Source organism: Hydrogenophaga sp., from assembly GCF_050250835.1.
Taxonomy (GTDB): domain Bacteria; phylum Pseudomonadota; class Gammaproteobacteria; order Burkholderiales; family Burkholderiaceae_C; genus Hydrogenophaga.
This window is the reverse complement of record NZ_JBFWNX010000005.1, coordinates 158973-179358: the sequence shown is the minus strand read 5'-3', so window position 1 is coordinate 179358 and position 20386 is coordinate 158973. Positions and strand designations below refer to the sequence as shown.

Annotated in this window: 18 protein-coding genes; 10 read left to right on the top strand and 8 right to left on the bottom strand. The window is 62.4% G+C overall.

Annotated elements, in window-relative coordinates; all coding sequences use genetic code 11:
* The first annotated feature begins 132 nt into the window (after window positions 1-132).
* The 10 genes from AB7F11_RS09145 to AB7F11_RS09100 all read left to right on the top strand — a co-directional run bounded on the left by AB7F11_RS09145 (window position 133) and on the right by AB7F11_RS09100 (window position 9992).
* A complete protein-coding gene (locus AB7F11_RS09145) occupies window positions 133-1644 on the top strand; it encodes a lipopolysaccharide biosynthesis protein (protein WP_428299932.1) in 1512 nt (503 codons plus the stop codon).
* Between the two features lie 30 nt (window positions 1645-1674).
* A complete protein-coding gene (locus AB7F11_RS09140) occupies window positions 1675-2712 on the top strand; it encodes a hypothetical protein (protein WP_428290347.1) in 1038 nt (345 codons plus the stop codon).
* A gap of 4 nt (window positions 2713-2716) precedes the next feature.
* The gene (locus tag AB7F11_RS09135) at window positions 2717-3550 is read left to right on the top strand and encodes a hypothetical protein (RefSeq protein ID WP_428290348.1); all 834 of its coding nucleotides are present in this window, start codon (window positions 2717-2719) and stop codon (window positions 3548-3550) included.
* Between the two features lie 12 nt (window positions 3551-3562).
* Window positions 3563-4906, top strand: coding sequence for a DUF4910 domain-containing protein (locus tag AB7F11_RS09130; protein ID WP_428300736.1), 1344 nt, complete (start codon window positions 3563-3565; stop codon window positions 4904-4906).
* A 146-nt stretch (window positions 4907-5052) separates the two neighbouring features.
* Window positions 5053-6084 (top strand): NAD-dependent epimerase/dehydratase family protein, encoded by a 1032-nt coding sequence (locus AB7F11_RS09125; RefSeq protein WP_428290350.1) that lies wholly within the window; start codon window positions 5053-5055, stop codon window positions 6082-6084.
* Window positions 6085-6110: 26 nt separating this feature from the next.
* A complete protein-coding gene (locus AB7F11_RS09120) occupies window positions 6111-7016 on the top strand; it encodes a glycosyltransferase family 2 protein (protein ID WP_428290351.1) in 906 nt (301 codons plus the stop codon).
* A complete protein-coding gene (locus AB7F11_RS09115; RefSeq protein ID WP_428290352.1) occupies window positions 7013-7666 on the top strand; it encodes a PIG-L deacetylase family protein in 654 nt (217 codons plus the stop codon). The genes AB7F11_RS09120 and AB7F11_RS09115 overlap by 4 nt, the downstream gene beginning before the upstream one ends.
* Window positions 7653-8801 (top strand): hypothetical protein, encoded by a 1149-nt coding sequence (locus tag AB7F11_RS09110; RefSeq protein ID WP_428290353.1) that lies wholly within the window; start codon window positions 7653-7655, stop codon window positions 8799-8801. Before AB7F11_RS09115 ends, AB7F11_RS09110 begins: the two co-directional genes overlap by 14 nt.
* Window positions 8802-9090: 289 nt before the next feature.
* A complete protein-coding gene (locus AB7F11_RS09105; protein ID WP_428290354.1) occupies window positions 9091-9804 on the top strand; it encodes a phosphatidylserine decarboxylase in 714 nt (237 codons plus the stop codon).
* A complete protein-coding gene (locus AB7F11_RS09100; protein WP_428290355.1) occupies window positions 9801-9992 on the top strand; it encodes a hypothetical protein in 192 nt (63 codons plus the stop codon). The genes AB7F11_RS09105 and AB7F11_RS09100 overlap by 4 nt, the downstream gene beginning before the upstream one ends.
* Here AB7F11_RS09100 and AB7F11_RS09095 read toward each other — a convergent pair.
* The 8 genes from AB7F11_RS09095 to AB7F11_RS09060 form a co-directional block, all read right to left on the bottom strand.
* Window positions 9989-10762: a sugar phosphate nucleotidyltransferase gene (locus tag AB7F11_RS09095; RefSeq protein WP_428290356.1), complete on the bottom strand. Its 774-nt coding sequence runs from the start codon at window positions 10760-10762 to the stop codon at window positions 9989-9991. The two genes, AB7F11_RS09100 and AB7F11_RS09095, sit on opposite strands and share 4 nt — an antisense overlap.
* A gap of 18 nt (window positions 10763-10780) precedes the next feature.
* Window positions 10781-12055: a methyltransferase domain-containing protein gene (locus AB7F11_RS09090; RefSeq protein WP_428290357.1), complete on the bottom strand. Its 1275-nt coding sequence runs from the start codon at window positions 12053-12055 to the stop codon at window positions 10781-10783.
* A 60-nt stretch (window positions 12056-12115) separates the two neighbouring features.
* Complete coding sequence (locus tag AB7F11_RS09085) at window positions 12116-13390, bottom strand: glycosyltransferase (protein ID WP_428290358.1); 1275 nt, start codon at window positions 13388-13390, stop codon at window positions 12116-12118.
* 99 nt (window positions 13391-13489) lie between these two features.
* Window positions 13490-14554 carry an acyltransferase family protein gene (locus AB7F11_RS09080; RefSeq protein ID WP_428290359.1) on the bottom strand — a complete coding sequence of 355 codons (1065 nt, stop codon included), beginning with the start codon at window positions 14552-14554 and terminating at the stop codon, window positions 13490-13492.
* Window positions 14541-15809, bottom strand: coding sequence for a putative O-glycosylation ligase, exosortase A system-associated (locus tag AB7F11_RS09075; protein WP_428290360.1), 1269 nt, complete (start codon window positions 15807-15809; stop codon window positions 14541-14543). The genes AB7F11_RS09080 and AB7F11_RS09075 overlap by 14 nt, the downstream gene beginning before the upstream one ends.
* Before the next feature lie 24 nt (window positions 15810-15833).
* Complete coding sequence (locus tag AB7F11_RS09070) at window positions 15834-17963, bottom strand: heparinase II/III family protein (protein ID WP_428290361.1); 2130 nt, start codon at window positions 17961-17963, stop codon at window positions 15834-15836.
* Window positions 17964-18024: 61 nt separating this feature from the next.
* Window positions 18025-19209, bottom strand: coding sequence for a glycosyltransferase family 4 protein (locus tag AB7F11_RS09065; protein WP_428290362.1), 1185 nt, complete (start codon window positions 19207-19209; stop codon window positions 18025-18027).
* The gene (locus tag AB7F11_RS09060) at window positions 19206-20381 is read right to left on the bottom strand and encodes a glycosyltransferase family 4 protein (RefSeq protein ID WP_428290363.1); all 1176 of its coding nucleotides are present in this window, start codon (window positions 20379-20381) and stop codon (window positions 19206-19208) included. Before AB7F11_RS09060 ends, AB7F11_RS09065 begins: the two co-directional genes overlap by 4 nt.
* Window positions 20382-20386 lie beyond the last annotated feature (5 nt).

The window sequence follows — 20386 nt, the reverse complement described above, 5'->3', positions numbered from 1 at the left end:
GTAACTATTACCGGAATACCCTTGAAGTCGTAGCCTGCCTTAAGACGGCTCTGGTAGGCTCGTCAACGATCCCGCGCACCACATGCTGATCTGCTGCGTGGCGATCACCCCCTCCAAACGCAACATGCCGGCATGAGCAACAGCACGCAAAAGCAGATGGCCAAGGGCGCTGTCTGGATGATCCTGTTCAAGCTCGTCGAGCGCGGCCTTGGGCTCATCAGCACCCTCATCCTGGCGCGCCTGCTCGCGCCACAGGATTTCGGCGTGGTGGCGATGGCGCTTTCGTTCATCGCCATGGCCGAGCTGCTCAGTGCCTTCAGCTTCGACACCGCCATCATCCAGAACCAGTCCGCCACACCGGCCCACTACAACAGCGCCTGGACCTGCAGCTTCCTGCTCGGCATCGGCATCACGCTCCTGATGATCGCCATGGCCTACCCGATCGCGGCGTTCTACCGCAGCCCGGAACTGATGTGGGTGGTGATTGCGCTGGCATTCGGGCCCCTCTTCACCGGCGCCCAGAACATCGGTGTGGTCGCCTTCCTCAAGGAGCTGGACTTCCGCAAGGAGTTCAGGTTTCAGGTCAGCCGCAAGCTCATCAGCTTCGCCATCGTGGTGCCGTTGGCATTTGCCTTCAGAAGCTACTGGGCCCTGGTCGCTGGCATTCTGGTTTCCAAACTCGCTGGCACGGTGATCAGCTACCTGATGCACCCCTACCGCCCACGGCTGGACTTGTCCAAGGCCCGCGAACTGTTCAATTTTTCGCGCTGGCTGCTCATCAACAACTTCGCGGGCTTCTTCAAGGAGCGCTCAGCCGACTTCTTCATCGGCCGCATTTCCGGCCCGCAGGCGCTGGGCACCTACAACATCGCCTACGAACTGGCTCATTTGCCTACCACCGAAATTGGCGCACCGATCAACCGTGCGCTGCTGCCCGGCTTTGCCAGGCTCGACCAGCCCACGGACATCGCCCATGCCTATGCCAATGCGGTCCAGCTCCTGTCGCTGATCGCCTTGCCCGTCGCCACTTGCATCTACATCCTGGCGCCTTTTCTGATCCCCGTGCTACTGGGCAACAAATGGCTGGCCGCTGTGCCGCTGATGCAACTGCTGGCCTTCAACGGTGCTCTGCTGCTGTTCCACGCATCCATCTGCGCCGTGCTCATTGCGCGTGGTCACCCGGCCAGGGTGATGTATGCCAACCTCGGCTACACCATCCTCTTGCTCGGCCTGTTGGGGACCATCTTCTTTTTCTACAAGGACATTGGCGTGGTGGGGGCGGCCTATGCCGCTTTGCTCACGTCGCTGATCTCCACGCCGCTGTACCTGTACCAGTTGCATCGCTGCCTGGGCCTGCGCCCCAGCCTTTTTCTCAGATCCATTTCGCGCCCCGTGCTTGCCTGCACGGCCATCGCACTCCTGGTGCCTGCGCTCCTGCCGGCGCACCAAAGTTCCATGGGCGTGCTCGAATGCCTGCAATGGCTGGTGGCGGGCGGCGCGATCGCCGTGTTCGTCTACGCGCTGGCCATCCTGGCGGCCTGGGCACTGGCCGGGCGTCCCGATGGCGCGGAGCGCATCGTGCTCCGGCAGGCCCGCGGCGTGCTTCATCATTTCAAGATTCTTCCGTCCCGGGGCCATTCCTGAGGCGGTCTTCTTCTTTTCCGGAGTTCGTTCATGAGTTCGAAGCCATTCCCATGGCCAAGCAGGCTGGGCCTTTCGGCAGGTGACTGGGTCGTCGTACGCTCCCCCGAGGAAATTCTGGCCACGCTGGATGATCGCGCACGACTGGACAAGCTGCCCTTTCAGCCGGAGATGCTGGCCTTCTGCGGCCAGCGACTGCAGGTGGCCAAGGTGGCACACAAAACCTGCGACAACATCGAGAAGACCGGGGGGCGACGCATGATTGATGCGGTGCACCTGGTCGGTGCGCGCTGCGATGGCTCCGGTCACGGAGGCTGCATGGCCGATTGCGTGTTCTTCTGGAAGGAGGCGTGGTTGCGCCGCGAAAGCGACCCGCCACACACCCTTCCCGCAACCGGTGAAGACCTGGCGGCACGCGTGCGTGACCACGCCACAGCACCGGGCCAGGAGCACGAGGCCGATCCAGTCTATGTATGCCAGACCACCGCGCTGTTCGAAGCCACCACTTTGCTGCACTGGTGGGACGTGCGGCAGTACTTGCGTGACGTCACCAGCGGCAACCATGGCCTGTGGCACATGACCAAGTTGCTCCTGTTTGCCGGCTATCGCCATCTGGTGGACCTGGGCTACGGTTACCGCGCACTGGTCGCCCTGTTCAACCGCTTCCAGGCACTGCGCGGCGGCAAGCCCTACCCGCTCGGAAGTGGCTTGATCCCGGCGGGCAGCCCCACTCCCACAGAAGAACTTCGACTCCAGGTCGGCGAATGGGTGGAGGTCAAGTCGCCAGAGGAAATTCTTCCCACGATCACGGTCGACGGCTTCAACCGTGGCATGCGCTACGACATGGAGATGTCCAAGTACTCGGGCGGCCGTTTCCGGGTGCAGATGCGGGTGGATCGCCTCATCAACGAACAAACGGGCAAGATGATGCAGATGAAGAGCCCCTGCATTCAGCTGGAGGACGTGTATTGCCGGGCCGAATGCACCGCCCGCCGCATTGGCTGCCCACGCGCGTCCAACACCTACTGGCGGGAGATCTGGCTGCGGCGTGTCGACGCACCTGGGAGCTGAACGGATGGTGATTCGCAGACGCACTTTCCTGACCTCTACGGCCTCTCTCGCCACGCTGCAGTTGACGGGATGTGATGTCGCCTCTGGCTCTCTGCCCATGCCCAGGACGGGGCTGGATTTCCCCGGTTCCGCCGCCGTGAGGCAGACCATGCGCTTTCGCTTCCGGGATCCGCTGGCCATCTATCCGGCCACCTACATCTGGCGCGTCTACCCCAGGCGGCAGAAGGGCTACTACACCGCTTTTTTCTGGGGCAACGACGACGGCCTGAACGATCTGCGCACCTTTGTCTGGACGCCCGATGGCAAAGCGGACAGCTATTACGGTGCACACCCCTATCCGCAGCCACCGCCGGATGGCACAGACCACAGATGGGAGATCTCCGTGTTGCAGCGCGATCTGCTGGGGGAGTCGGTGGCCTACGACCGATGGTACACACAAGGCTTTCGGGCCTGGTCCGACCGACTGGGCAAGTTCCACGAGTACTTCTGGAACCTTCCGTCCACCAGCGAACGCCACACCGTGAGGTTCATTGCGCCAGCCACATGGGGCAACGTCCTGCCGCCATCGCCCGCCCTGACCTGGGGGGACGCGCCGTGGGCACCCGGCAACGAGGTCTGGAACGGCGTGATCGGCGGCATCCAGATCTACGACGCCTGCCTGTCCAGACACGACATGCTGGCCGAAGCCGCACTCCCCCGGTCCACCACCGTTGGGCGCACGCACCTCTGGTACGAAAACCTCGCGCCCACGCCCGACGACATCAGCGATCATTCCGGCCAGAACCACCACCCCGAATGGGTGGGTACCGAACGCCCCAGCCTCTGGAAGCGCGTCTGAACTCCAACCGCCATGCCAAGTCCACACGAAAAAACGCCCATGACCGCACTGCGCGACTGCATTGACCGGCTGGAACCCGACGAAGCCGGGAAGAAGATGTATGGACTCATCGAGCGTCTGTTTCCCATCTGCCGCAGCATCACCGGCGCGGGCGTGCGCCAGACCCTGGACATCGTCGGGGAACACCTCGATCTCGCGCGCAGCGAAGTCGCCACGGGCACGGCGGTGTTCGACTGGACCATTCCCAACGAATGGACGATCCGCGACGCCTGGATCAAGGATGCGAGTGGTCGCAAGATCGTCGATTTCCAGCATTCCAACCTTCACGTGGTGAGCTACAGCACGCCCGTGCATGGGCGCTTCACGCTGGCCGAACTCAAGCCGCACTTGCACAGCGACCCCGAGAACCCGGAGTGGACGCCCTACCGCACCAGCTACTACAACGCCAACTGGGGTTTCTGCCTACCACACCAGCAACTGCTCGCCCTGCCCGAGGGCGAATACGAAGTGTGCGTCGACGCCGACCTCGCGCCAGGCAGTCTGAGCTATGCGGAGTGCTTCATTCCAGGCCAGAGCGACCAGGAGATCCTTCTTTTTGCCCACACCTGCCATCCTTCGCTGTGCAACGACAATCTCTCGGGCATCAGCGTGCTCGTGGCGCTGGGAGAGTACCTGCGGCAATGCCGGCTCAAGTGGAGCTACCGGCTGGTGTTTGCCCCGGCCACCATTGGTTCCATCACCTGGCTCAGCCGCAACGAAGCCAGGCTGTCCCAAATCCAGGGGGGCCTGGTCGTCTCTGTCGCGGGCGACGCCGGCGGCGTGACCTACAAACGCTCGCGCCGCCACGATTCGCTCATCGACCGCGCCAGTGCCAGCGTGCTCACGCAAGCGGGTTTCGCAGACCGCATCGTGGACTTCTCCCCCTGGGGCTACGACGAGCGCCAGTTCTGCTCGCCCGGCATCAACCTGCCCATGGGCCGGCTCACGCGCTCGCCTCACGGTGCCTACCGCGAGTACCACAGCTCGGCAGACAACCTGCAACTGGTGCACCCCGAACACCTGCAGCACACCCTCAAGACCGTGCTGCAGATCCTGAACGTGATAGAAACCAACGGTCGCTACCTCAACCGGTTTCCCAAGGGTGAGCCGCAGCTGGGCCGCCGTGGCCTCTACCAGATGATGGGGGGCTACACCCGCATCAGCGAACTCCAGAATGCCTTGCTGTGGGTGCTCAATGGCTCCGACGGCGAGCAGTCGCTGCTGGACATCGCGGAGAAGTCCCGACTCGACTATTCATTGCTGCAACACGCCGCCGATCTGGCCATGCGTGCAGATTTGCTCACCCTTTTGGATTAATTCGCGCCAACGCTCAACAGCAACAGGCGCGAGCGCGGTGAACTCCTATACTGCGGCGCACACTGGCCTGCAGCGTTGCCGCGCAGGCCACACGAAAGGTCCGGCCCGGCCCGGACTCGGCACAAAGAATCTCTGGAGGAACGCACATGCAGATACTCGTCACGGGCACTGAAGGCTACATCGGCACGCGCCTGGGGCCCCTGCTCATGGCTCGGGGCCATCAGGTCACCGGTCTGGACACCGGCCTGTACAAAGACGGCACCTTGTACATCGACCCCAAGGGCATGCCCATGGCGCCGCGCACCCTCTTCAAGGACTTGCGGCAGGTAACGCCGGCGGATTTCGAGGGTTTCGACGCCGTGATCCACCTGGCCGAACTCTCCAACGATCCTCTGGGGCAGAACCGGCCTGAAATCACCTACAAGATCAATCATCAGGGTTCGGTGCGCATCGCGGAATGCGCAAGGCAAGCGGGCGTGAAGCGCTTCGTTTACGCCTCGTCGTGCAGCGTGTACGGTGCGGGCACTGGCGAGTTTCTGGACGAGAACGCCCAGGTCAATCCCCAGACGGCTTACGCCCACTGCAAGGTGAACGTGGAGAACGACGTGCGCAAGATGGCGTCGCCCGACTTCAGCGTCGTGTTCCTGCGCAACGCCACCGCCTACGGCCCCTCGCCTCGCATGCGTTTCGACATCGTGCTCAACGACCTGTCTGCGCTGGCCCACACCCGGCGCAAGATCGCCATGATCAGCGACGGCAGCCCGTGGCGCCCCATCGTGCACATCGAAGACATCTGCCAGGCCATGATCTGTGCGGTGGAAGCGCCCGAATCCAGCATCAATGGCGAAACCTTCAACGTCGGCGCCAACTCGGAAAACTACCGCGTGCGCGAAATCGCTGCGCTGGTGGCTGAGGCCTTTCCGGGCTGTGAAGTCACCGCCGGCCCACCGAGCGCCGACAACCGAAGCTATCGCGTGTCGTTCGACAAGATCGCCAGCCGGCTGCCAGGCTTCGCCGCCAAATGGACGGCGCGCGCGGGCGCCCAGGAGCTCGCCGACCTCTTCAAGCGCATCGACTTCACCGAAGAAACCCACGCCTGGCGTTCGTTCACCCGCCTCAAGCAATTGCAATACCTGCAAAAGACGCGCCAGATCGACGAAGACCTGTACTGGACCTGATGTCCCCCGACTGCGGCGAAGCACACATGTCCAAGCCACGCGTCAGCATCGGCATGCCCATCTACAACGGGGCGCTCACCATCGCCGAGACCATGGAAAGCCTGCTCGCGCAGAGCTTCACCGATTTCGAGATCATCGTCTCGGACAACGCGTCCACCGACCACGGCGTCGAGATCGTCAAGGCCTTCCAGCAGCGTGACGCTCGCATCCGCCTGATCCAGCAGCCGGTGAATCTGGGTGCCAACGGCAATTTCAGTGCCGTGGTTGACGCCGCAGAGGGCGAATATTTCAAATGGAGCACGTGCAGCGACCTGTGCTCGTCCAGCTTCCTTCAGGCCAGCGTGGATCTGCTCGATCGGCATCCCGAGGTGGTTCTGGCTGCACCGAAAACGCAGCTCTTCACCTCGGACTCAAAGGAAGTGACGCCCTACACGCAGGACATCGAGATTCGCGACACGACACCCGCAGCGCGCTTCAAGCGCCTGGTGGAAACCCTCAAGCTCAACAACGCCATGAATGGCCTGATTCGCACCCAGGCGCTGCGCTACAAGCGTCCGGCCATCGACCACTACCTCAAGGCGGACATCGTCATGGTGAGTTGCCTGGCCTTGCAAGGCCAGTTCAGAATCGCGCCAGAGGCCATCTTCCTCAGGCGCATGGACCCCGCCACCTCGACCAGCCTGATGAGCCCCGAGGACGACATCAAGCACCACTATCCCGTGATGTCTTCACGCGCACTGTTCCCCACCTGGCGCCTCTACCGCGGCTGGTGGCGCGCCGTGCAACAAGCACCCGTGCCCCTGGAGGACCGGCGATTCGCGCACCGCTACCTGCTCAGGATGTGCAACTGGGAGCGCAAGGAATTCCTGCACGACCTGGCTGGCGGCCTGGGCTACTTTGCGCGGCTGCGCTGGATGGGTGGCCGGGCATGATGCCGCTGAGATTTGCCTCGGACACGCCCCGGGTCCTTTGTCTGGGTGCCCACAGTGACGACATCGAGATCGGCTGCGCGGGCACCCTGCTGGAATGGCGCCGCCAGTACCCTTGCCTGGAGATCTGCTGGGTGGTGATGAGCGCGGCTGGCGAACGCGCTGCCGAGGCGCGCAAGAGCGTGCGTTCCTTGCTCGGCGCTTCGGTCAGAAAAATCGAGCTCGGCCATTTTCCCGACGGTCACCTGCCATCCCACTACAGCGAAGCCAAGGCCTTCCTGGCCGGCATTCGCGACGCCTTCACTGCCGACGTGGTGCTCACCCACCGCATGGAAGACCGCCACCAGGACCACCGCCTGATCGGCGAGATGACCTGGCAGACCTGGCGCGACCAGTGGATTCTGGAGTACGAGATTCCAAAATACGAGGGTGACCTGGGCCAGCCCAACGTCTACATGCCCCTGTCTGCCGCGTCGGCCCGCCGCAAGGTGGGGCACTTGATGAAGCACTTCGGCTCCCAGCGCTCCAAGAGCTGGTTCACAGAGCCGGTGTTCGAGGGCCTCATGCAGATCCGAGGCGTGGAGTGCCGATCTGCGTCCGGCTTTGCAGAGGCCTTTCACGCTCGCAAGATGGTGCTGCATGGCCAGAATTGATGCGGTGGTTCTTGGCAACGGCCTCAACGCGCTGGGCGTCGTCAGGGCACTGGGCGCTCACGGCCTGCGGTGCGCCATCGTGTCCCACGCATCCAGCGGTGTCGCCGCCTACTCGCGTCACGTGAGCAGGCACCTGGTGGTGCCGGAGAACTCTGATCCTGCCTCCATCGCCGCCTCGTTGGGGCTCCCAGCCCGGCAGGCGACGCTCTTCCTCACGGAAGAGTTCGACGTGATGCGCATTGCCGCAGACCCTGCGCCATGGCAGGCGCAGTTCCTGACCTATTTTCACGACCCGGCCCTCGCCGAGCAGTTGCTCAGCAAAAGCAGCTGCGATGCACTCGCGCTTCAGCATGGCGCGCCCGTGCCGAAGACGGTGACCGTGCTTTCGCCCAGCGACCTTCCCGCGCTTGATGCGCTTCAATTGCCCTGCGTGCTCAAGCCCGCCGAACGCAACGAGGCGTACTCGCGGCAGTTCCAGAAGGCCTACCGCATCGACGATCGCCAGAAACTGCTGGCACTCCTGGAGCAGATGCTGCCCTTGAAGATTCCCCTGGTGGTGCAGGAATGGATCGAAGGAGCGGACATCGACATCTATTTCAACCTGCTCTACATCGACCAGGCCGGCCAGTTGCTGCGAAGCTTCGTCGGCCGCAAGACGCTGTGCTGGCCTCCCGCCGTGGGCGGTACGGCGGCCTGCATGGCCGCACCTGAAAGCCATGAGGCCGTGACGCGCATCAGCCGGGACTTTCTGGCCAGCATGGGTTTTCGCGGGTTGATCGGCATCGAATACAAACGCGACTCGCGCGATGGCCGCTACTACCTCATCGAGCCCACGGTCTACCGCACCGACTACCAGCACGAGGTGGCCGCGCTCAACGGTTCCGACTGGTTGTACGCGGCACACCTGAGCATGCGCGGCCAGCCAATTCCCACCGAACCGGCCTACGGCGACCGTTGCAGCTGGATAGACTTCCCCGCCTCCCGGTACTCCCGCCAGATGGCACCGCCGCGCGACGATCCGATGCTGAACAGCGTGAAGACCGATGCCCACTTCCGGGTCTCCGATCCACTGCCTGGCATCGTGCATTTTGGTCGCTTCCTGCGAACCAGCGTGGCGCAACGCCTTCCCTTCTAGGGCCTGTTCACACTGTTTTTCCAAGATGCGTTGCGGATCAAAAAGGCCATGCGCAAGGCGCGAAACGCAGCCGGGGTTGCCCCCCGGCAAGGCTTCGCAACGCCGCGCATGGCCGTTTTGGCCGCAACCCGAAGGGAATGGGGTGGAAACAGCGCCACTCGTCATTGCACTCCTAGGCCAGACACCCAGTCTGGCCGTCGTCGCGCGCCTCGATTGGCGCTGTTTCCACCCCATTCGCACTTGGAAAAACAGTGCGAACAGGCCCTAACCCGTCATTCGAGATCCGCCCATGAGCTGGACCCTGGCCCTGCAAATCCTCATCGTGGCCACCTGTGTGGCCGTGCTGCTGGACTACGCCCGCCGTTTTCCCTTCCCGTCACGCCTGGTCGCACCGTTTCTGCCACCCATGAAGCGCTGGCCGGTGCCCCAGCTCTGGAAATGGGTGGAGGACGGATCACCCGATCCCGGCTTCCTGAACTTCTTCATGCGAGACCCGGACCGAAAGATTCCACCGGGAAAGGACTGGATCGCCCCGGTCGACGGCACCGTGCTGGCCAAGCTCACGCGCGATGGACGCAACTTTCTGGTCATCTCGCTCAATGTCTGGGACGTGCATGTGGGCCGCATGCCCTTTGCCGGGACAGTCACGGGCTATGTGGAGCACGGCGACATCCTGGAAAGCGACCGCTCAGATCCGCTGCGCGATGAGCCGTACTATTTTCTGAGGGGCAAGCGCTCGCCCAAGCAACGCTACATGGAAGCGCAGACCGAGTTCGGCCTGGCCCGCATCCGCTTCGTCACCAGCTACCTTTCTCGCCGCATCGAATTCTTTCACCCTGTGGGGGCCGAACTGCCCAAGGGCGAGCGCATGGGCCGCATGCTGTTCGGCAGCACCTGCGTCATCGAGGTCGACGCGCGCTATGCCTTCGACATCCCCGAAGGCGTGCGCACAGTCGCCGGCGAGACCATCATCCTGCGCAACCCCGCGAAGAACGCACCATGAACCTGCTGATTCAAGGAGACCAACTTTCATGGGGCGCCGTGGCGGCCCTGGTCTATCTCACCCTCCTGCTGCTTGCCTCCGACTACACGTGGCGCACCAGCCGCGTTGGCGGGAAGGCGATCTTCCTGGGTGCCGGCGTGCTGGGTCTGGCCGGCAGTGCGGTGCTGCTCTGGCTGGGCGCCCGCTAACGCCACACTTCCCAGGGCCGGTTCCCGCTTTCGTAGTCGTCGTCGAAGGACATCTTGTCCTTGTAGGTGTCCATCGCCTTCCAGAAGCCGGTGTGGCGGTGCGTGTAGAGCTGCTTCTTTTCGATCAGGCGCTGAAAGGGCTGCTCCACCAGTTCTTCACCCGGCTTCATGTGATCGAAGACTTCTTTCTTGAGCACCATGTAGCCACCGTTGATCCAGAGCTCCGAGTCTGCCCACGGGCCGATGTAGCTTACGGTGCCGTCTGCGTCGGAGGTGATGCTGTGGTAGCTGCCAGGCGGACGAACGGCCACGAAGCTGGCGATCTTGTCGCGCTGACGCGCCTGCGAAATATATTGATTCAGGTCGATGTCGCAGAGCTGGTCCGAGTAGTTGGCCAGGAAAACGTCGTCGTCCTTGAGCAGGTGCTTGACGGCCAGCAAGCGGCCCCCAATGTTGCGGCGAAGTCCGGTGTCCACGAAATGGATGGTCCAGTCGGGCACGTCGGTGCCACTCGCATGCAGGCTTGCCTTGCCCTTGACGAGGCTGCTGTCCTCGCTCATCAGCGGGTTGTAGTTCAGGAAGTATTCCCGGATCAGCTCGCCCTTGTAGCCCAGGCAGAGGATGAATTCAGTGTGGCCAAAATGCGCAAAGTGGCGCATGAGGTGCCAGATGATCGGCCGGTGACCCACCGAGACCAGGGGTTTCGGAATCGTTTCCGAATACTCGCGCATCCGGGTTCCCATGCCCCCGCAGAACAGCACCACTTTCATGTTCGACCTCCTGTTGATTCAGTTGCGCACAGCGGGTTTTGACCAGACCTTCGGGTTCGGGATCGGCGTGACCCACTGGCCACCCCATTCTTGAATGTAGGCCGTTTGCGCCATGATTTCCTCCTTCAGGTTCCACGGCAGGATGAAGAGAAAGTCCGGCCTGGCCTCACGGATGTGGTCGGGTGCATAGATCGGAATGCGGCTGCCGGGTGCAAACGTGTTTTGCTTGGCTGGGTTGGCATCCACCGTGAATTCGATCAGATCGGTGCCGATGCCACAGTAATTGAGCAAGGTGTTGCCCTTGCCGGGGGCACCGTATCCTCCCACCCGCTTGCCCTGGCGCCGCGCTTCGATGAGAAAACTCAGGATGTCGCGCTTGGTGGCCTGCGCCTGCTGGGCAAAGGCGGTGTAGGTTTCCACCTTCAGGAACCCGGCCTCTCGTTCCTCATCGAGCAACGCATCGACCCGTGCGGTGCGCGCCTGGGCTGCACCGGCATGCTGTCCGAACACGCGAAGCGATCCACCATGGGTGCTGAGCTTCTCGACGTCGTAGACCTCCAGGCCTGCAGTGGCAAAGACCGCTTGCACGGCGTGCAGCGACAGGTAGGAGAAGTGCTCGTGGTAGATGGTGTCGAACTGATTCTGCTGAATCAGGTTGAGCAGATGGGGGAACTCGAAGGTGACCGTGCCGTGCGGTTTCAGCGAGACCTTGACCCCGCCAACGAAGTCGTTGATGTCCGGCACGTGGGCCAACACGTTGTTGCCGGCGATCAGGTCGGCCGGGCCGTACTTGCCCAGCATTTCCTGCGCTGTCGCTCGCCCAAAAAAACATTCCTCCGTTCGAATCCCCAAGGCCCGGGCGGCCTTGGCCACGCTGCCCGATGGCTCCACCCCGACCACTGGCACGCCATGCGGCCCGAAGTGCCGCAGCAGGTAGCCATCGTTGCTGGCGAGCTCCATCACCAGGCTCTGCGGCGTGAGCTGCAGGCGCTCGACCATCGTGTCCACGTAGGCCTTGGCGTGGGCAAGCCAGCTGGGAGAAAAGGACGAGAAGTAAGGGTAGTCGCTGGTGAACACGTCCCCGGAAGAAATACAGTCGCGCAACTGCACCAGCCAGCAGTTCGTGCAGACGTAGGCCTGCAGAGGAAAGTACTTCTCGGGTGCGTTGAACCGATCAGGCGGAATCTGCGTCTGGCACAACGGGGTCATCCCCAGGTCGGCAAAGCTTTGCGAAACAGGCTTGCCACAGTGACGGCACGCGAAATCGGGAATCCGGAAGATGTCTTGCTTCATGATGAATGGCTCGTGAGTGAAACGATCAGATGCCGGGAAGGGTGAATGCACGGGGAAGTGTCAATGGGTTCTGGCAGGCGCCACCTGGTCCAGGATGCGCGCGAGCACAGCAGCCTGTGCAGACCTGGAGTACTTCTCGACCAGGCGCAGGTTGTTTCGTCGGGCTTCCACGGCCGGCGCAGCGTCTTTGTCCGCGTGCCATCGCGTCAGCGCTTCGTCGATCGTCTGCGCCGCGCCCATGTCGACCACGTACACGCCTTCGAACTGCCTAAGCTGCGCCGCCGTGTCGCCAGCGGGATCGACCACCGCCATCAGGCTGCGGCCGGCACGCAGGTATTCGTAGATCTTGGCCGGAATCTGGGCGTTGAAGTGGCTGCCTTGAAAGACCAGCAGCAGATCGGCGGCCATCATTTCAGCCAGCGCTTGCCCGTAGGCCACCGGCGGCGCGATCTCCAACGCGTCTTCCAGTCCATGCGCGCGGGCGCAGGCGCGCACTTCATCCGCATGTTGAGGTGCACGGAATCGGATGCAAAGCTTGTCCGCCGCCAGCGTGCCCCGATTGATCAAGGAACGAATGGCGGCGAAGAAAGTGGAAGGGTCCCGGTCGCGTGGATAGATCAGGCCACTGTGCAACATGAGCAGCTTGTCCGGCGGCGTGCCAAATCGCTCGGGTTGCAAGCCATCGAAAGCCGCGTCGTCGTACCCGTTCTCGATGACATGGCACCTGCCTGCTGCGTCCGGGTACCTGCGGCCGTACTCTGCTGCAGCCCGCGCCGTGGTGAACACACAGGCGGCGGCGTGTCGCATGGCATGGGCTTCGATGCGTTCGAAGGCCCTTCTCTGCCGGGGATCCGAGGGAGCGCCTGCCGAAACCATGGGGTCGCGAAAATCGGCCACCCAAGGCAGGCCACTCCATCGTGCCAGCGTGCCACCGATCCAGTGAGCCGTGGCGATGGGGTAGGTGCTCCAGACGACAGAGGGCTTAAGGGTCCGGACGAGCCCCCAGCCTTGCACCACGCCGCCAAGCCACCAGGATGACCATCGGTCTGGCAGCGCAAACCACCTCGGGTACTTGCCCGCCAGAGACAGGTGGCGCGCTGCGTCGAGCGCAAAAGCGCGAGACACCTGGGTATCGGGAGGGATATTGCGCAGCAGGTTGTCGCTGCGTTCCTCGTAGGCCCGAGGATGCGCGGTCAACACACTGGGACGCCACCCGGACTGAGGCAGGTACTTCACGAAGTTCAGCGTGCGCAGAATCCCGCTGCTTCCAGCCTGGGGCGGGAAATGAAACGCCACCATCAGCACTCTGGGCAGAGCCGAAGGCGTGGATGTCATTTCTTCCGGCCCTTCTTGTTCAAACGCACGACCTGCCAGCAGATGTACAGCAGCAGGAGGCAACTGAAGATGATGGAGAGTGCGTTGAGCATGAGGAATTCACTGTTTTCCGAACTGCAGCAACTGGAAGGTGCGCCCCCTGAACGGCACTTCGACGTAGCGATACAGAACCATCGACGCCACCAGGACGGCAAAACCATACACGAAGAACTGGAGGAGACCGAACTCGGCAGACAGGAATTTCACCCAGTCCTTCACGAAATAGTGAACCAGGTAGGTGGAGTACGAAATCTCGCCCAGATAAACCAGCACCGGACGGCTGAGGGCCATGGAACCCAAGGATCGTTCGTTCAGCAGATACAAAATGGTGCAGGTGAACGTCAGGGGAACGAACAAGAGATTCGACAACCACCCCGACATCCACTGGGTTGCGATCAGAGCCACCGCGACAAGCAAGGCGCCTCTCGAGATCGTGCTTCTCGCTTCGAAATACTTCATCCACAGCAGCCCCAACACCGCGCCCATGAAGAACTGAAGCGCACAGCGGTACAGGCCGAGTCGCGCAATTTCGTGCCCGAGGGACTCCAGGCCATTGGCGTGAAAGATGAGATAGAGCGCTGCGAGGAACGAGGTGTAACCCAGCAGAAGCAGCGGCACCGAAAGTCTCTTCAGGACGAACACGACCAGTGGAAACATCAAGTAGGCGGCCAGCTCGGTGCTGATGGACCAGGCGGGGATGTTCCATGCCAGTTCCTGCGCAAAGCCCCAGTTCTGAACCAGAAAAACCGACAGGAGAAAGTACGCGGGATCGTAGCGGGACCCCAATTCACCGGAAACCGAGAAAAGGTGGAGCGCAATGGGGTTGAGCAGGAAAAGGACGAGCAGGAAAATGTGCAGCGGATAGATGCGCGCGATGCGTTTGGCGTAGAACGACCGAACATCGGACCAGTTCAGGTGCGTGAAAAAATGCGCGTAGTTATAGGCAATGACGAACCCGCTAAGAACGAAAAAGAGGTCTACCGCGAGATAGCCATGGCCGAACAGGGTATCGAGCCACGGATGTCCGCCACCAGCGCCCATCGCCTCCCGAAAGTGATAGAACACCACCCACCAGGCGGCGAGTCCACGGAGCCCCGTCAGTGAGGAAATGTTATGTTTCAGCATCGGGCCTGAGCCTCAGGTTGATCAACGCGACGCCGAGCGCGGCCAGATAGTAGAAGTAGGCCTGAAAGCCGATGCCGATGAAGGCGCCACCGGCCAGATAGATCAGCAAGGTGTGTTTGAGCCGCATCCCCAGATCGCCGCGCCAGCCATCGGACTCCTTGCCTTGCGGTCGGGCAAAGGCCACATAGCTTCTGAAGGTCAGGAAAGTGATCGTCAGGAACAGCAGCAGCCCCGGAATGCCCGTTTCGCCAAGGATCTCGAAATAGATGCTGTGAAACGCCTTGGAGTCCACGGCCAGCGTGGAGCCATCGGCCAGCACCAGAGACGTCTCGTTGATCATGTAGGACTCGAAACTGCCCCCCCAGGGGTTGGTGCTGATGTATTCGAGTGTCCACAGCCACACCGCTACGCGCCCCATCGCAGAGCCTTCCGTTCCATCTCCGATGGTGGACATTCGCGTCATCCACTGGTCACTGGAGATGATGAGCGCGAGCACGCCGGCAAGCGCCACGAAGACAAAGTTTCGGAAAACGTTCTTGCTGTTCAGAATGAGCAGGACGCCCAACACACCCATGCTGATCAGGCCTGTGCGGGCGTAAGTGCCCAGTGAGGTGAGAAAAGCCATCACCATGAAGACCGAAAGCATCACCCGGGCCAGCTTTTTGTTGTCGATCAGGGTCTGCCATCTGTAGAGGTACAGACACAGCGGAATGAGGCTGATGGCGAACATCGCCAGTGTGCTGCCTTCGCCATAACCGTGGTTCACCTGCACCAGGCCCAGGGGTTTTCCGTATCCGCCACCCGATATCAAGACCTTGACACCAAATGGCAGGCAGTGCGCGATGCCAGAGATGACGATGGTCCACAGAAAGGCTTCCAGATCCACGCGCTGGCGAAGGAAAAAGGGGATCAGGCAGGAAAACGCCACACTTTTGACAGCCCAGTCCCACTTTCGATGCGCCTCATAGGGCACTTCAGCCCACAGCAGGGTCGCCGTCATCCAGACAGCGAGGACGAATGTCAGCAAGGTGATGGCGCGCAGCTTGATGAACTGGTCCCTGGGCATGAAGAACAACGACCCCACCACACAGACCCCCATGACCATCGACACGGGAATCGACGGCAGGATGGAGTACGCCAGCACCTGCGGCACAAAGATGTCCACCCAGACGTAACCGAGCACAAACACCAGGGGCGCCTGGGTGCCGAGGAAGAGAATCGCGAAATAGACCAGCGAAAGAAAAATGCTTCTCAAGTCAGTGCCTTGGTATCGAACGAATCACTGAAAATAAACCAGCGACAACCACAGCCCCAGCGAGGACCACACGGCGACGGAAGCGACGTCCAGGTACCGGTACCGGGCCCCGAACCTCACCAGCACCACAGTTCCCAGCAGGGCTACCGCCCACAACACCCCGAGGACGGCAAGCATTCGCAGGCGGTAGTAGCGATGGTCTTTCCAGCGAGGAAACTCCGTCAAGGCGTCTCGCATGGCGGTGTCCAGGGCGGGGTGGGCCTGCGATGCGGTCGACACCTCCATCAGGGGGATGCGCTGGGTGCCTTTGGAGGAATCCAGCATCAGCGAAGGGCCATCGCGGCTCACGTCGAGCACCTGTCCTCCTGTCGAGATGGTCAGGTGCCAGCGCTCGGGGCCTTTGAAATCGACTCGCTCGATCCGGGTCGCGCCCACTGCCCCGGCACGCTTCAGATCGAACACATGCGCGGTGGCGCTTTCCGGTTCACTCCGTTCGTACCGGATGCTGTGAGTCTCCACCGGCTTGGCATCCACCACGGTCCAGCCCGCGAAGGGGTCCATTTGCCCCTTGACGACCTCGATTGCAAGCGGCGCGCCCAGCATGCTGGCAAAGGCCACTTCCATGCGATCCCCCGATTTATCGTGAACCACCACGTACTCGCCATCGTTTTCCTTGCGCAGAGACAGCGCGTGGTCCATGGTCCAGATGGTTTCCACCGGCTCCCGGCTGCCAGCCACATGGTCCACCACCAGCAGTCGGTCGGCATCGAGCTGGATCGCCTGCCTTCGGACTTGCATTCCGTTGCCACGCAACGTCCGGGTGTCCACCACCTCCACACCCTCTGCGCTTCCTGAATAAACCAATTCGGTCGAACGCTCGCTGGACGCTATCTCGCGAATCCCGTGCGGCGCGTTCGAGCCTTTCCAGCCATTGGCGGCCCGATAGCCGTTCGAATCGTAGGGCCAGTAACCCACCGCCGTGATCCATTCAATGCCATCCCTCCAATACACGAGGCTGGTTTCGTCGGCATGTTTGTGTGGGTGGTTCAGGTGATGAGACCATGCGACGAAAGTCTGCCAAGCGGTCTTCTCCGCGTTCTGGCCCCAGAGTGCATAGCCCGCAATCGGGAACGTGTGTCGATAGGGAGCCGAGGATCCAGACGGCGGCGGCGCCCGCCCACAGAACGGCCCCCTCACATTGCTGACGGAAAGCGTGCCACCGGACGTGTTGCCGACCCGTGGCAAGCTGCAATCGGGGCGCATCACCTGGCCCAGGTAACGCAAGACACCCTCGTACTGGGCCTGCAATGCCGCCGGCACCCCGGGGCCCATGATCTCGTGCAGATCCACGATGTGCTGCATCAAGGCGGTACCGAACAGGTGATACCCCGGCGAGTGCTCAAGAATGACACCTTCGGGCGAGACATAAAAGGCCAGCTGGGTCTTCAGCCGCGTCAGCGCAAGTGTCTTCCAGGCATCCGACGATGGCAAGGCTGGAAAGCCAAGCGCCACCTGAAGAAGCGCAATGTTCTGCATCACACCGTGGTTGGTCTGCACCGTGAAATGGCTCTTCTTGGCCAAAAACTCTCCATGGCGCATCACCGATCGCAGCACCCGCGCTTTCAGCTCGGGAGGAGCCGCTGGGTCTTTGCGCAGGATCATCCAGAAGCGCGTCAACACCGAGACCCGCGCAGCGACGGCATGGTCGTTCCAGATGTATCCAACCGGCCCGTACAGGTTCGCCTCGTAGTTGAGAAAATCCAGTAGCCGGCGCTGGGCCCACTGCAGGTAGCGAGCGTCGCTGGTGGCCTCGTATTGCCGCAGCATCCGGTCCTCCAGCTCAAGACTGACGAGCACCAGGCCGTCTACGGCCGAGGGAGCCTCCAGGTCCTGTGGCCAGCCCTGCAGCGTGGCCTCTCCATGGGTGATCAGAGGCACGTCGATCCGGCCCTGCAGGATCATGTCGGCGATCGCCTGGTCGCCTTTATCCCTGGGATCGATGTGCATCAGGTCGACCTTCGCAAGGCGATCGAGCACCTGCGCAGACGGCGAGACCAACAGGGTGTCCACAGCGGCCGAGGACAACGTTTGTTCAGGGATCTGATAGTGGCTGTGCTCTGGCCACCAGACGAGCGCCGCCACCGCCAGGAACATCGCGGACTGTAGAGCAATTGAAAGCCACTTCCGCCCTGCCTTGCTCATCCTGCGCGCTCCATCAACTCGCGCGCTCGCGCAATGTTTTTTCGAACAGCGCGATCTGCTTCCAGGTGGTCGCTTCCCACGAAAACTGCTCGGCGTAACGCCGGGTGTCCCGGCGATCCAGGCGCCTGGAGGCCACGACATTCCATGCCTCGCACAGACTCGCCGCCGTGCGTTCTTTCATGAGGGCACCCGCCGCGTCGTCCTTCACGATTTCGGGCGTTCCCCAGATGCTGGTGGCGACAACCGGCGTTCCGCATGCCATGGATTCGAGAAGAACGTTCGCCCAACCTTCCCGGCTGGAGCACAACACCACGGCGTCCGACGCGCTGTACCACCAACGCAACTCGGGCTGCGCTACCTGCCCGACAAAGGTCACGCGGTCCTCCACCTTGAGGCGCTGGGCCAGAAGGCCAAGGGCTTTTTTTTCCGGGCCTTCGCCAACGATCAGCAGCCTGGCCTCCGGCAACAAGGCCAGGGCCTCGATGGCGATATGGTGACCCTTGCGCTCAATCAGGTGGCCCACCGAGAGAAGATACGTGCGTTTGGCCTCCAGACCCAGGTTCTGCCTCGCTTCGGCCATCGGCTCGGGCCGAAAGCGCTCCAGGTCCACGCCGTTGCGAAAGGTGTGCAGCTTGTTCTCTTGCGCACCAAGGTCCTTCAGGGTGTCCATCAAGGCCTGACAGACACCAATCGAACCGGCGGCTTGCTGCGCAGTGCGCAAGATCATTTGGCGCGGCAGCGTGTGTTGCGGGATCAGATTGAGATCGGTACCACGCGCTGTGACCACGAATGGCCGGTCGAACCATCTGGCCAACAGGCTGGCGGCAACGCCATCCGGGTAGTAGTAGTGCGCGTCGATCAGGTCAAAATCGAACCCTTGTTCGCGCAAGCGGTTCAGCGTCGCGCGGGCACCCAGCGCCATCGCCAGGGGGGCGAGCGTCATGCCCACCTTCGGCAGCAACAGGTATCGCGGATGGAACACCTCCAGGCCATTGCGCTGCTCATGCGTCGGTGTTCGCGCAAATTGGGCGTATTCGCCAAACCGCTTCGCGCCTGAAGGAAACCAGGGTACGGGCGCCACCACGCGGGCTTCAATCCGACCGGTCTTGAGCAGTTCACGCAAGCGCGTCTCGACAAAGATTCCATGGGTGGGACGCACCGAGCTCGGAAACAGCGACGAAAACAGCAGCACCTTCACGCGGCGCTCCTCACCAGTGCCGCGACGCGCTGGGCATTGCCGCGCCAGGTCAGATTCAGCCGATCCACCGTCTGCCGAGATCCCTCGGCCAACCGGGCACGAAGATCGGCTCGCGCGCTCAACAGCGTGAGGGCCTGCTCCATCCCGCCGAGATCGGCTTCGTCGAACAACAGCGCGTTCAGATCATGGGTGAGAACTTCCCGCAGATTGGGCGTGCCGGGCGCCACGATGGCCTTGCCGAGAACAAGGTACTCCATGAGCTTGAGCGGAGAGGCGTAGGCGGTCACGGCGGGTTGAAGGGCCACGTCGAAAGCCGCGACATGTTCGGGCACGAGGTGCCGGTCGATCACCCCGGTGAAGGTGACCCTCTGCGAGATGCCGAGCGAGGCCGCCAGCGTCTCCAGCTCTCCACGCACCGGTCCGTCTCCCACCACCAGCAGATGGGCCAGCGCCGGTGCATCCGGTGTGCCCATCCAGCGAATCACGCGATCCACACCATGCCAGTCGCGCACGAAGCCAGTGAAGCCCAGCACCAGCCGGCCTTGCAGGCCCAGCCGCGCCTTGGCTTCGTCTTGTGTGGGGGCCTGCGCGAAGTGCGCCAGGTTGATGCCGTTGGGAACGATGCGGATGCGCGCCTCGGGCACACCGCAGGCACGCACGTGATCGGCCAGCACGTTGGTGACCGGCAGGACGAAGTCGGCGCCACACCAGGCGGTGCGTTCAGCCCAGCGTGCCAGGCGTGCGAGCGCCAGTCCGCCACTGTGCCTGGAGCGCTCCAGCACCAGTGGCGCGTTCACCTCCAGCAGGAGCGGAACGCCCAGGCGGCGTTTGGCCATCACACCCGCTAGCAGAAAGAGGTTGTAGCGTTCGTAGATCACATCGGGCTTGAACTCGCGCGCCGCTGCCATGAGCTTGCGGTAGGCCACCGCGCTGTAGGCCAGTTCCATGAGCTCATAAAGAGCCTTCGGCAGGAGGGCCTTGAGTTTGTGCACCCATCCCATGTCGCCACCCATCTGACCCTGACCACCCCCAGGCCCTGCGGCTGGCTCGCCTGACCCAGGCGCCACCACGCGCACCTCGTGCCCTTCGTTGCGCAGGGCCTCGATCATTTCCTCGATGTGAACCGCCTGGCCATCCTTCGAGGCGGTCCGGTGGTGGTACAGGACCTTCATGCCCA

Coding starts and splice junctions, on each gene's coding strand:
- AB7F11_RS09085 (WP_428290358.1), bottom strand. CDS start 13,390: ATGACATCCACGCCTTCGGCTCTGCCCAGAGTGCTGATGGTGGCGTTT.
- AB7F11_RS09090 (WP_428290357.1), bottom strand. CDS start 12,055: ATGAAGCAAGACATCTTCCGGATTCCCGATTTCGCGTGCCGTCACTGT.
- AB7F11_RS09135 (WP_428290348.1), top strand. CDS start 2,717: ATGGTGATTCGCAGACGCACTTTCCTGACCTCTACGGCCTCTCTCGCC.
- AB7F11_RS09125 (WP_428290350.1), top strand. CDS start 5,053: ATGCAGATACTCGTCACGGGCACTGAAGGCTACATCGGCACGCGCCTG.
- AB7F11_RS09060 (WP_428290363.1), bottom strand. CDS start 20,381: ATGAAGGTCCTGTACCACCACCGGACCGCCTCGAAGGATGGCCAGGCG.
- AB7F11_RS09070 (WP_428290361.1), bottom strand. CDS start 17,963: ATGTTCCTGGCGGTGGCGGCGCTCGTCTGGTGGCCAGAGCACAGCCAC.
- AB7F11_RS09095 (WP_428290356.1), bottom strand. CDS start 10,762: ATGAAAGTGGTGCTGTTCTGCGGGGGCATGGGAACCCGGATGCGCGAG.
- AB7F11_RS09100 (WP_428290355.1), top strand. CDS start 9,801: ATGAACCTGCTGATTCAAGGAGACCAACTTTCATGGGGCGCCGTGGCG.
- AB7F11_RS09115 (WP_428290352.1), top strand. CDS start 7,013: ATGATGCCGCTGAGATTTGCCTCGGACACGCCCCGGGTCCTTTGTCTG.
- AB7F11_RS09140 (WP_428290347.1), top strand. CDS start 1,675: ATGAGTTCGAAGCCATTCCCATGGCCAAGCAGGCTGGGCCTTTCGGCA.
- AB7F11_RS09110 (WP_428290353.1), top strand. CDS start 7,653: ATGGCCAGAATTGATGCGGTGGTTCTTGGCAACGGCCTCAACGCGCTG.
- AB7F11_RS09105 (WP_428290354.1), top strand. CDS start 9,091: ATGAGCTGGACCCTGGCCCTGCAAATCCTCATCGTGGCCACCTGTGTG.
- AB7F11_RS09080 (WP_428290359.1), bottom strand. CDS start 14,554: ATGCTGAAACATAACATTTCCTCACTGACGGGGCTCCGTGGACTCGCC.
- AB7F11_RS09145 (WP_428299932.1), top strand. CDS start 133: ATGAGCAACAGCACGCAAAAGCAGATGGCCAAGGGCGCTGTCTGGATG.
- AB7F11_RS09120 (WP_428290351.1), top strand. CDS start 6,111: ATGTCCAAGCCACGCGTCAGCATCGGCATGCCCATCTACAACGGGGCG.
- AB7F11_RS09130 (WP_428300736.1), top strand. CDS start 3,563: ATGCCAAGTCCACACGAAAAAACGCCCATGACCGCACTGCGCGACTGC.